The following is a 12046-nucleotide window of genomic DNA, read 5'->3' as shown; positions in this document are numbered from 1 at the left end:
CGTAGTAAAAGTTAGTCACACGCTTCTATTGTCCACGAATACCATATGCTGTACCTCAATCCAATGAGAGGGGATACAGGATGCACGGCGCCATTCACATTCAAAAAGAACATGGGGAAGGGCGGGAGTTCCACCTCCCACACCCCATCCTTCAACAGCTGTCTATTCAGGAGGAAACTCCGATGATCGTCGAGTTCGGTTCAAAAGCTGCGGCTGTCACGATAAAAGGAACGAAGGAACGACACGCACGCCTTTTCTCACGGATTGCCGATGAACTGCTTTTCCCTGACCAGGGACGTTTTCAACTGCGTCATGATGAGGGTCATCTCAGGATCGGTCCTCATTTAGGAATATTAGCGGCAGGCAGGGAAAAATACCTGCCCGGTAAAAGAAAACGGTTCAACCATGTGCTGCAGAATGATCCGCTCCAAAACGGCATCCTCACCATTTTTTCTATGGACAGTATTCAATCCAGGCACACGCAGTTGAGCGGATACATGTATAACCCCCTTGATGAAAGCTGGGAGAAAAGACTTCTCCCCTACCCCGATGTTGTGTATAAGCGCATGTCGTTGAAGAAAGAGCTGAAGTTGAGCTTCGAACGTCACGTAAGCGGTGCCGTCTTCAATCAAGCGGTTTATTCGAAATGGCAGGTCTATCAGTACTTAAAGAAAGATCCAATCCTCCTTTCGCACCTGCCTCCTACCGCTCTTTATACAGGAGGTCCCGAGGCCGTCGATTGGATGAATCAGTGGGGATCCTTATTTTTAAAACCTGTCAAAGGGTCATTCGGCCGTAAAACCATTCACATTTCCCCTTCTGCCGGGAGCCGGACATGGCATGTACGGACGAGGGAAAATGGAATGAACTTGGAGAAATGCCTGCCTCCGGAAGAAGCAGCCAACCATCTGGATAAAATCATCGGTCGAAAACCCTACCTTGCACAGAAATGTCTGGACATTGCGTTCAATCACCAAGTGATCGATTACCGGGTCTACCTGCATAAGGATAGGCAGGCTCAGTGGAAAGCTGCTGGATGGGTCGCTAAAACAGGTGCTCCACAAAGCATCATCAGCAATCACGCCGGCGGTGGTCATGTCTCTTCCGCAGAGGATGTGGTGAGGTCTTGCTTTTCCCTTTCCAAAGAAGAGATCGACCATCTCCGTGAAGAGATCTTTTCCGTGTGCTGCCGGGCAGCTGAACGCTTAGAGCAGGAGTCCGGCACCGCTTTTGGCTATTTTGGTGTGGATATTGCTTTGGATCAAAAAAGAAAGATCTGGCTGATTGAAATGAATCACCGGTATGTGGATGACCGGCTCCCCCTTTATGCAGGAGATCATGCGTTGTATTGGCACATACAAAAATCCTACGTAGATGCATTGAAAGGTATGTGTGGTTTTCCACAGGAACATCTCCCGGGCCCCCGGTAAAGAAAGGGACATGGAAGGTTATGGACTGCATCGTCTTTTTAGAAACACACAAATCCGGATCCAGCAGAGATGCCATCGAGGCAGCCGTGCAGATGGGGTATTTCACCATCCTCCTCACTCAGCAGCTGAAGAAGATGTACCAGCGCGAAGAGTATCCCGATGTGCATCAAATGATTTTCGTCAAAGATTTACAGGATAAAAACGTCATTTACGAGCAGCTGGCGATTATAAATAAACAAGAAAAACATATCAAAGCCTTCGTTAGTTTCGTCGACCCTTTTGTTCGTCTGGCTGCAGAAATGGCAGCTGAACTTGGTTTAACTTCCCTGTCTGTTTCCGCGTTGTATCATATGGAAGATAAAACAAGGTTCAGGGAAATTTTAAACGGACACCCCGCGGCTCCGAAGCATGCGGTTCTACCTTTGGAGAAAGATGCTGATCCATCGTTTCATACTTACGCCGATCAACTGCCCTTTATTTTGAAGTCCCCGGTTTCCAATGGCTCCAAAGACGTTCTCTTAATCAAAGACCAGGAGGCTTTTCTGGATGCCTGCACCTATTTCAAAAGGCAGTCCGGTCTGTCCTCCCTCCTTCTAGAAGAATATGTGGAAGGTCCCCAGTATCTGATCGAGATCATTGTCGACCATGGAACGGTTCAGCTGGCCGCTGTCATTGAACAGATCATCTCAAAAGAAGCCCGCTTCATCATCACCGGCTATCTTATGCCGGCGCCGCTCTCTGATTCATGTACCGAAGAACTGCAGACGACCATCGAAAGTATCGTTCACCATCTGGGGCTCACGCATGGCACATGCCACGCGGAAATGAGGAAGACGCCCTCCGGGTGGAAACTGATTGAAATCAACCCCCGGATATCCGGGAGTGCTGTCAACCAGCTCATTTATGAATCCACCGGCATTTCTTTAGTAAAGGAAACGTTGAAGTTGAACCTGGGAGACAGGATTGACTGCACCCCGAAGAAACAGCTCTCCGCCTATGCTCACTTCATCACCATCCAAGGCAGGGGAAAGTTGATGAAAGTGACGGGAAAACAGAAAGCCAAAACGATGGAGTCTATAAAAAAAGTCTACGTAAAGCCGCGCAGAGGATCGATTTTGTCCGCTCCCGTATCCATGGGACACCGTTATGCGTATGTCATCGCTGCTTCACCGGACCAGGACGAAGCTGTCAGCGCAGCAAAATCAGCAGCGGAGAAAATCAAATTTCATTTAGAACCGATATAGGGTGTGGAATATGACACGGATCGGAATGCTTCATTACCGCCAAAAACCGCATCACGTCACGAAAGCTTTTGCTTATGCAGCTGCCGCAAAAATGTATGGATCAGATTTTTTCTACTTCTCTTATTCAGGGATTGATTTTGACCACAGACGCATCAAAGGGTGGATTTACCAGGAAGGATCCTGGCACGAAAAGGATCTCCCCTTCCCTGAAGTCATCATCAATATCAGTGCGCCCAGATCCTCAAAGCACAAGGCCGTCAGCCGTGCTCTCCGCAGACAGATCCCGTTTATCAGCCGATCGATTGGCAGCAAGCTGACTGTCTATAACAAAATCAAACGAGGAAAGACGTTTGCGGGCCACCTGGTTCCCAGCCACCCGCTTCAATCAACGGAAGATGTCCATTTGTTTCTTCAAGCTCACCCGGAGGCCGTCATCAAGCCTCACTCAGGCCGGAAAGGAGAATCCATCCACTTCATTACAAAGCTTGAGGATGGATCGGTGACCTGGCAGACCGGATTAGAGAAGCAGACCTGTCCGCGGGAGGTTTGGGAAAAGAAAGTCACCGACCTTCTTCAAAACAAAAAATATTTGATTCAGCCGTATATCGACAGTCGGACGAATGCGGGATTCAGCTATGACTTCCGCCTGCATGTCCATAAAAATGAAGAAGGCCGGTGGCAGACGGCCTTAATCTATCCACGAATCAGTGGAACCAAGCGATTAACAAGCAATGTCAGCCGTGGCGGCTACCGTGGAGAGCTTGTGCCCTTCCTAAAGGAAGAATTCGGCCGTGAATATTACAATATCAAACAGCTCCTTGAGTACTTTGCCGTGCAGTTCGCCACGCATTTCGAAACGTTATACCCCGGACGTTCTTTCGATGAACTCGGGATTGATGCAGCCGTTGACCGCCATCATAAGCTGTGGGTTTATGAAGTGAACTGGCGCCCTGGAAGCCGTCACAGGGAGTTTTCCATTGCCCGGCATATGATTCCTTATGCTTGTTACATGGCTCAGCAGTATAAGAGCTGAAAGCTGATCGAAAGGGGATGGAAAGGTTGAAGGATCATACGAGTCTATTGAAAAGCTTTGAAATACTTTATCAACAGCAGCGGGAACTTCAGGGAGATCCCTCAGATCCATGCAGCCCACTCCTGGCTAAACTCATGCGTATCGACACCATCCCCTTCTGCTTCTATGGACAGCACTCCTCCATCCCGTTCTCCGCAGAGGGAACCACGCGTGGAGAAACGTTTCAAACGTGGTGTTTCCGCATTGAAGCCATTGATAAACAAGAAAAAAACGTCCTTCTATCCCTTCTTCAGCCTTTTACGATTTACGGGGAACCTGCAGGATGGATGGAAGAAATCTATGCCTTAAAGAGGACGGATTGTCTGATAACCCGGCCTGTTCAATCTATTTCCTCCCTCTCCTGTTTGAATATCGATTTACTGAAACGGGACATTATCGTGGAGCCGAAATGGTAGAATTCCGGCTCCTGTGCAAAGGAGAATCCTGTGAGAAAACTATCAGTACGTGACCTTGTGAAAGAATTGGATGGTGTGGTTGTACGTGAGGGCTCCCTGTCCGTTGTAAAAAGTGTCGTCACCCGTGTGAAGAAAGTAAAGCCAGGCTGCCTATACTTCTGCCTGGATGCAAAAGCACCGGCGGCCCAGGAGACAGAGCAGCTGCCATCGTGTGTGATAATCACAAGCCGCCCGAAAAGACTTCCAGCCCTCCGCGGGAATATTACGGTTATTCAAGTGAAAAAAACAAGGGAAGCCTACCATCGCTTCCTCGCCTGGTACCGCCGCCTCCTTTCCATTCCTCTCCTTGCCATCACCGGCAGTTATGGAAAAACGACGACGAAAGAGATGGTCAAGTATCTGTTATCAGAGCATCACCACGTAAAAGCAACGAAAGGAAACTACAATCTCTTCCGTTCGAACGCCGGGGTTTTCACAAGGATGAACGAGCATACCGATTTCGGCATCTTCGAATTCGGCGTTGGAAAGAAAGGGCATCTGGAGAAATGTGTCCGCTGTTTCAGCCCCTTTTCCGTGTTGATAACCGGGATCGGAACGGATCATATTGAACGCTATGGATCACAGCACCTGTATGCTGAGGAAAAAGCTGAACTACTCAAAGGTGCGGGAGTGGATCAACCTATTTTCCTGAATTCAGAATGTGACCATTCCAAACGCTTCGCTCGATCCCTTCCTCCCGGGCAGATCATCTGGTTCGGGACCGGTGAACAGGCGGATTTCAGAGGATCCCACATCAGATATTCGGAGGAAGGAATGACGTTCACCCTCACCCATGCTGAAGAAAACTATGAAGCCTTCGTGCCTGCTTTTGGACTTCATATGGTCCGCAATGCCCTCGGCGCCATAGCTGCCGCCCATACCTTCGGGGTGGATATCGAAACCCTGCTGCAGCGGCTTCGAACCTTTCCACCTTTGAAACGCCATTTGGAAATCACCAACGGCCTGAACGGATCCATATTAATTGATGACTCCTGGAACTCCAACTCCGGTTCCATCGAAGCTGCCCTTGCCGTATTACAGGAAAAAGCACGCGGAAAAAACAGTGTAGCTGTGCTCGGACAGATCAATGAGCTGGGCCCTGAAGAAATTCAGGAGCATAAGAAAATCGGACGCCTCATTTACAACAACCAGCCCGGACGGCTCATTACCATCGGAGAACGAGCGGCCGTCATGGCCAGAGAAGCTGTGAAATGCGGGATGAGAGCGCGTCACGTATATATGTGCGGCACACCAGAACGAGCGCTTGAGCTGATTCAAAAATTTGCAGATGACCAGACCGTGTGTTTAATTAAAACATCGATGCGGGACTCCTATAGTCATTTCATCCGCGTCCTCAAAGACGAAACCTAAAAAAGCAGCCCTTCCCTTTATGGAAGGGCTGCTTTGGCTGTAGAAAAAGCCTGTGTTAACAAGTTAGAGTTGTTCATTTGTCGTGTGAAGGGTCACTTTCCGCTTATCGGTGGATGAATGCCGCGGGCACGCCCTCAGCTAACTTGGTCAGGAAGGTCGCCTGCCCAAGTGGATCTTCGGCCCGTGCTGTTCCCGCAGGCATCACCACCGAACGCTCCTCGTGCCGACATTAGAATATAGAGGAGAGAGATGTTGCCCTAAGCAGGTTCGCAGATTCAAAAGAACGGCATGGGCTGCGCTATTGCTGCTTGCGTGGAAAAGAAAAAGGGGAGGAACAGGCGCTGATGAAGGCTGCCTGCCGGAATATGAAAAAGATTGTCCTCCATCCAGCAAAGGTGAGTTGGGTGAAGGAGAGTCTTTTTCAATGTTAAAGAACTCCCAAGGAGCGGTGCCCCTTCCACTCCTGCGGAAGAACGAGTGGTCCGAGATCACCGAGCGTGGTTTTTGCGAGGAAGCTCGGGCGCTCGTCCGCGGAAAGGGAAGGGGCCTTCGCTCCTGGCGGCAAGAAAGAAAAAATCTCGTAAAGAAACAGGGGTCTCTCTACAAGCTGATCAGCCCTTCCATTCATGGAAGGGCCCCTTTTTCCTTTGCTGCTCTTATTGAAAGCCCGCCACTCGTTTCGCATACAGCATATTGGCTGTACGAATACGGTTGGCAAGTTCTTTGTCTCCCGTAAAAGAAGCAACAAAATCATTCGGATTCCGATGATTGATTTCGATCAACCACACACACCCGTGTCGATCCACACCGATATCGATGCCCAATTTACAATAGTGGAAACCGCAGTTCTCGATGACCTCCGATGCTCTTAGAGCCAGCTCCTCGATCTCACGGATTAGAGAAGACACTTTTTCCTTATCCTTAAACATCCTCTCCAGCAGGACGCCCGCAGGTTCAATCTTCCCCCCTTGATGACGGTTACTGACAATCTGACCTTCCTGGCTGGTCCTTCCCATCAGAGCAAAGTTCTCCCAGATTCCTTCCCCGTTTTTCACCATAACCGCCCGGAAATCATTGACCCTCCCCTCATATTGAAGGTCGAGGCCCTGCTGAACGATCACCTCACTGCCCGCAAAGACGTCCTTTAAGAAAGTCAGCCCGTCTTCAGATCGAGGGAATAAAAACTCTTTTTTATCTTCGGAATGAATATAGATCACCCTTATCCCTTTCTCTGTACGCAGCACCTTCGCCACACGTTTTCCCTGCATCCCTTTTACAGGCTTTATATAAACACAAGAATGAGCCTCCAACATCTCAAGAAAATCTACTGAATGCTGGAAAATCTTCGTTTCGGGAAGGTACGGCTTCAAAAACGAGGAGGACTGAAACCACGTATACATTTCCCACTTGGTAAACGTTCCGGAGTGAAAAATACGGTCTCCGATGAATTGGTGAAATTGCTTCTGCCATTTCTTCTTTAGTGGAACACGCTTGAAAATGACCTGTGGAAACGGATAGATTCCTGCCGTCCATTCCCTTTTCACAGGATCAAAGAGATACCCAGCCACCAGCCGTTTATCCACGTCCACCGCTTCATTGGAAAACGCAATGACAGCTCCACCAAAGGATTCGTAGTTCTTCACATAACGACGCAGCTTGTGCAGCATATCCTGCAAACCTTCCAGGCGGCTGGAGGCAACGATTCCTATAATAGGTCCAATATGAATGGTGTTTCCTTCACATTTCACTTCATAATGGGGCTGCGTGGGAATCATCAGGATACCGAGCGCATCCTCTGACAAAACCATCTGACCTGGGTCTATCCGTTCGGATGTCTGCAGCACCCCCTGACAGGACTGAAGTCCGAACTCCCAGGTGTATACCCGGCCGTCCTCCAGCCCCTCTTTCAAGGCGGATGATGGGTGAAGCGTGATGACTGTTCCCATCCCCTCTCCTTTATTCACGTGATACATACGTGTCCCCCCTGTTCATTTTCCGTCTTCTTTTATATGTATGAACAACAGGAAAGAACATATCTTTTCTTCCTTCTGTATACATAGGATAAATGGAAACCCGGGAGGTGAGACATATCGTAAAAAAAGAGACCATCGGCATCATCCTGCCTGACAGCACCTGCGACCGGCTGGCAGAGGAGGGAAGTCAAATCAATGTCCGTGCATATCAGGAGGCGGCGGACCAGTTCAAGTTGACGGCCGCCTTTTTCAAGGTGAAAGATGTCCAACCCGGCAGGTCGACAGTAAAAGCATGGATCAGCAGTGAACATCGATATGAACAGCGGACGATTCCTCTTCCACAGATCTTGTATTCCCGTGGCTTTTTGTCCAGGAAGCAGCAGAGGTTCCTAACTAAATCAGGCATCATCTTCTACAATCACAAAGGCTTTAAACACGATAAATATCGGATGCATACGATGATCAAAAAAGACCCTGAGCTCCGCCACTGTCTGCCGCGGACAGCAAAAGCAGACCCAGCCGTTTTAAAAACCATGATGGCCTCTTATGATTCTGTCCTCTTGAAGCCTGTCAACGGCAGCCTGGGTGCTGGAATTATGCATATAGAGAAGATCTCAAAGAACAGCTGGCGGTTGGAATACCAGGTGAAACGAAAGCAGTGGAAACTTGAAACGTTCCAGGAGGAAATGCCTGAAGTGATCTTGAAAGCCTTCGATGCCAGGCCTTATCTCATTCAGGAAAAGATTCAGCTTGCTGCCTGTGAAGGAAGGCCCTTCGACCTGCGCGTCGTTGTCCAGCGCAATCACACCGGAAACTGGGTGGTCGCCGGTATTTTATGCAAGGTGTCACCGAGTAAGGATCAATTCATCACGAATCTTAGTCAAGGAGGGCAGTCGCTCAGCTTTGAAGAAGTGTTCACCCACCATCCTGACTTCCCACTGATTCCAACAAGAGATGGTATTGAACAAAAGGCTGTCCAGCTGGCCCGCCACATCGACAGGTATGCCAAGCACATTGCAGATATCGCTTTCGATCTGGCTCTGGATACTTCCGGGCGGGTGTATTTCATCGAATGCAACTTCCGCGGCCGTTACGGAAACATCCGCTATAAAGGAAAACGCCTGGAGGAATGGAAGGCCAAACATACCAATCCCATCGGATACGCTCGTTTTTTATACGATCAAATGAAACACCCCTGATTTGATCAGGGGTGTTTCATTTCCATATAGGTGTACCTTTTCAGCCTTCCTTTCCGCTTGAATCCATACGTTTCATACATGGGCCGGCTGTTTGTATTGCAGTATGCATACAGTTTTTCCGCTTGCAAGGAGCGGACACGCTTCAGCCGCTCTTCAAAAAGACGGCGGTACACGCCACGCCCGCGGAACTCTTCCAGAACGAGATCGCTTTTACATTTGATCCCGTATTTAGTCCGACGGAAAGCACATACGCCGGCGAGTTTTCCTTCACAGTAGGCTCCGAGCCAGGTCGTCGCTCTTGTCTTCCTTAATTTCAAAGACTCCTTTTCAAATGCTTCTTTCAAGGGCAGAACATCTCTGAAACTGATTTCCTTCATCTCCATGTCCAACACGTGAAACTCCTCTGCCTTTTTTCCTACTATATTCCGCCGTGGTGTCACGTGCGTGGATGCACACAAAAAAGGCTGCTGAGAATGAACTCAACAGCCTCCCTACATCTATTTCCTTTTGTTGATGGTATGTCTGCCGATGTACATCCACATCGATCCATAGGTAAGGAAAAGAAGAATCAGAAACAGCGGCACGGACAAAAGATCCCGGATGACCATAGATCCCATCCCCTTTTTATTTTAAACTGTCCAGAGGAAACGGGAAGCATACGTAAAACAACACAGCAATCGGAACAGTCAGAATCATAGCGAGAGACGGGCGTTTGTAATGAACCGCAAGGATGAGGAATAACAGAGTATTCAGCGGGATATTAAGCCAGTTGTTCCACCCATGATCATAAACATACATCCCTTTCATGGAAAACAGCCACTCCAGCGCTGTGTAAAAACCAATCCAGACGGCAAAGTAATAGACGCGGGCGGTCTTCGAATCCGGCATCCGCTGCAGAAAAATGACAAGACCAGCCGGGCAGATGATGAACGTGAATGCAGCGTTGATGATCGAATGGTTCAGCCACTCCAGTGTAATCCCCCGGAAAGCCCACAGCGTATGATTGTAGTAAAAATAGTTATAGAGAAAGTTAGAAAGCATAAAGAATAACACCGTCGGGTACTGCCGCCGCCACTGAGTCCAGTCAATGAACCTCCACGCAAACAAAACCCAGACGATAATGACAAGCAGTAAGTACATCGTTTATCCACTCCAATGAGTCAATTACCATCATTGTCGTCGATGAACGCCATTTTTATACTTGTCCCTCTACGTAAAAACCTTAATAAAATTTCGCATGGAAGTAATCATCGAAATAACTGCTGGGCTTTGTTTTAATAACCAGCTGCGGAGACCTCCCGAACACAAGACTATTGGCCGGAATATCTTCATCCTTAATATAGGAGCCGGCACTAACGATCGTGTTCCTTCCGATCCGGCAGTTTCCAATGACGACCGCTCCCGCGAGCAGAGACACCCTTTCCTCGAACACCGGGAAAATATTATGGTTATTTCCAACCGTAATGTGCTGGGAAAACACGAAATCGTCGGCATACACCGCCTTTCCAAGAACAGTGCCTACTGGATGATCAAGGAAAAAGTAGTCCGGCAGCTCCACCTCATAATAAAGATCGACGGCATTCAAAACCTTATTCAAATAATAGATGCGTTCCGCCAGTGAAAACGCCTCATATTCACGTAGGACTCTTGATAAATAATAAAGAAAGACCGTATACTGTCCTGAATGAAAAGGGTTGAAGTATACCTCGCCATCTTTTCTATAGTACTTGTTCCGGCTGCGGGAAAAGTTCACGGCCGTTTTTCCAATCGCTTTCCCTACAGCAGATGCCAGGAGGTTTCTTTCCCTTTTGACATCGTATAAGAACAAATGGTCCAGCTGTTTTTCAACCAAACAAATGAGATCTTTTACCGGAACAGCTGTCTTCAGTGCCCCCACTCCTCTTCTCACAGCGTTTGATTACAATGTACGCCGCTGATTTCCTGATATGCGTCAAACGGTTCGTTTGTGAGGCGTCTTCTCATCCTTTATACTTCATATATAAGGATTAGAAGGAGGAATTTGGTAATGGGAGAAATGGAAACATTGTATTCCTCACAGTTTAAAACAGGGGCTTATCCGTTTTATGAGGATAAACGAACATCAAAGCCCGTCTTCCCGATGTCAGAAGACAACGGGTATACTTCCTGGCTTGTGACGAAATACGATGATGTCAAAGAACTCTTGAAATCATCGAGCTTCATTAAAGATCAAAGCCGCCTATACGCCACCAGAGACAAACCCTCCCCGGAGGAAGGGTTGAATATTTTCGAAAATATGATGCTTGATGCTGACCCTCCTGATCATACAAGGCTGCGAAAGCTCGTCCAGCCTTATTTCAATCCAAAGACAATCAAACTTTTAGAACCACGTATTCATGAGATTACGGATGAACTGCTCGCTGAAATGGAAAGCAAGACAGCGCCGGTCGATTTAATTGATGATTTCGCTTTTCCGCTTCCGATTATTGTGATCAGTGAAATGCTTGGTGTGCCTGTCGAAGATCGTGAGAAGTTCCGCAAATGGTCCAACACCATCGTAGCCGCCTCTGATAACATGGCTGGTGATTTCGTAGAGGATGTCGAAGCATTCACTCTTTACTTAACCGATCTTTTTGAGAAACGCCGAGCTCATCCCAGGGAAGACTTGATTTCCTATCTGCTTCAAACGGAGGATGAGGGCGATCAGCTGAGTAAGAATGAGTTGTATTCCATGGTCGTCCTGCTCATCATTGCCGGGCATGAAACCACCGTCAATTTGATCGGCAATACGATGTATGCGCTCTTTGAACATCCCGATCAACTCGAGCAGGTAAAAAAGGACCTATCGCTCGTGCCCCAAACCATGGAGGAAGGCCTGCGTTTCTATAGTCCCGTCGATTTCTCCACAGCACGATGGGCCGCGGAGGATATGGATTTTCACGGAGAAACGATTAGAAAAGGGGACTTCATCATGGCCTCGATCAGCTCAGCGAACCGGGATGAAGAGAAATTCACCAACGCCGATTGTTTTGATATCACCCGGCAGAAAAATGCCCACGTGGCTTTTGGTTTCGGCATTCACTTCTGTCTTGGTGCTCCACTTGCCCGCATGGAAGGAAAAGCCGCTGTCGAAAAACTGCTGCATACCTTTCCAGATATCCACCTGGCCCCCGAACGTGAGCGTCCGGAATGGCGTCCCGTCTTCCTGCTCAGGGGCCTTCAGTCTCTCCCTGTCCAGCTTTCCTGAAGAAAAGAATAAAACCAGGTCCGCATCATTTCAGCGGGCCTGGTTTTATCTCTGCTCTACTTGAAAGAGCCCCGGA

General features: G+C 48.4%; 11 protein-coding genes and 1 pseudogene. 8 read left to right on the top strand and 4 right to left on the bottom strand.

All coding sequences use genetic code 11. The features are described 5' to 3' along the window. Positions 1–80: 80 nt before the first annotated feature. From ACXAGL_RS10115 to ACXAGL_RS10090, 6 genes and pseudogenes are all read left to right on the top strand, one after another. Positions 81–1430 carry a YheC/YheD family endospore coat-associated protein gene (locus tag ACXAGL_RS10115; RefSeq protein ID WP_474967347.1) on the top strand — a complete coding sequence of 450 codons (1350 nt, stop codon included), beginning with the start codon at positions 81–83 and terminating at the stop codon, positions 1428–1430. A gap of 20 nt (positions 1431–1450) precedes the next feature. Next, the gene (locus ACXAGL_RS10110; RefSeq protein ID WP_474967346.1) at positions 1451–2674 is read left to right on the top strand and encodes an ATP-grasp domain-containing protein; all 1224 of its coding nucleotides are present in this window, start codon (positions 1451–1453) and stop codon (positions 2672–2674) included. A 10-nt stretch (positions 2675–2684) separates the two neighbouring features. Further along, positions 2685–3707 (top strand): YheC/YheD family protein, encoded by a 1023-nt coding sequence (locus ACXAGL_RS10105; protein ID WP_474991042.1) that lies wholly within the window; start codon positions 2685–2687, stop codon positions 3705–3707. Between the two features lie 26 nt (positions 3708–3733). Then, positions 3734–4162 carry a hypothetical protein gene (locus tag ACXAGL_RS10100; protein WP_474967344.1) on the top strand — a complete coding sequence of 143 codons (429 nt, stop codon included), beginning with the start codon at positions 3734–3736 and terminating at the stop codon, positions 4160–4162. Positions 4163–4192: 30 nt separating this feature from the next. Further along, on the top strand, positions 4193–5572 hold the full coding sequence (locus tag ACXAGL_RS10095) for a UDP-N-acetylmuramoyl-tripeptide--D-alanyl-D-alanine ligase (RefSeq protein WP_474991040.1): 1380 nt from the start codon (positions 4193–4195) through the stop codon (positions 5570–5572). Between the two features lie 266 nt (positions 5573–5838). Beyond that, positions 5839–6003 (top strand): annotated as a pseudogene (locus ACXAGL_RS10090) (IS5/IS1182 family transposase); the annotation flags it as partial. Between the two features lie 225 nt (positions 6004–6228). On the opposite strand, the gene ACXAGL_RS10085 reads toward ACXAGL_RS10090, so the two are convergent. Beyond that, positions 6229–7545 (bottom strand): YheC/YheD family endospore coat-associated protein, encoded by a 1317-nt coding sequence (locus ACXAGL_RS10085; RefSeq protein WP_474991038.1) that lies wholly within the window; start codon positions 7543–7545, stop codon positions 6229–6231. A gap of 107 nt (positions 7546–7652) precedes the next feature. Here ACXAGL_RS10085 and ACXAGL_RS10080 point away from each other — a divergent pair, with 107 nt between their 5' ends. Continuing rightward, a complete protein-coding gene (locus ACXAGL_RS10080) occupies positions 7653–8744 on the top strand; it encodes a YheC/YheD family endospore coat-associated protein (RefSeq protein ID WP_474991036.1) in 1092 nt (363 codons plus the stop codon). A 5-nt stretch (positions 8745–8749) separates the two neighbouring features. Here the strand turns inward: ACXAGL_RS10080 and ACXAGL_RS10075 are convergent, their stop codons facing one another. The 3 genes from ACXAGL_RS10075 to ACXAGL_RS10065 all read right to left on the bottom strand — a co-directional run bounded on the left by ACXAGL_RS10075 (position 8750) and on the right by ACXAGL_RS10065 (position 10641). Beyond that, a complete protein-coding gene (locus ACXAGL_RS10075; protein WP_474972332.1) occupies positions 8750–9127 on the bottom strand; it encodes a GNAT family N-acetyltransferase in 378 nt (125 codons plus the stop codon). A gap of 241 nt (positions 9128–9368) precedes the next feature. Further along, a complete protein-coding gene (locus ACXAGL_RS10070) occupies positions 9369–9884 on the bottom strand; it encodes a CBO0543 family protein (RefSeq protein ID WP_474991033.1) in 516 nt (171 codons plus the stop codon). Between the two features lie 82 nt (positions 9885–9966). Beyond that, the gene (locus tag ACXAGL_RS10065) at positions 9967–10641 is read right to left on the bottom strand and encodes an LbetaH domain-containing protein (protein WP_474991031.1); all 675 of its coding nucleotides are present in this window, start codon (positions 10639–10641) and stop codon (positions 9967–9969) included. Between the two features lie 129 nt (positions 10642–10770). Between ACXAGL_RS10065 and ACXAGL_RS10060 the strand changes: the two genes are divergently transcribed. Further along, positions 10771–11970, top strand: coding sequence for a cytochrome P450 family protein (locus tag ACXAGL_RS10060; RefSeq protein WP_474991029.1), 1200 nt, complete (start codon positions 10771–10773; stop codon positions 11968–11970). The last annotated feature ends 76 nt before the right edge of the window (positions 11971–12046 follow it).

Source organism: Halobacillus sp. ABA4_118 (assembly GCF_056160205.1).
Note: the sequence above shows the minus strand (reverse complement) of the source record. Positions and strands in the feature narration are given on the sequence as shown.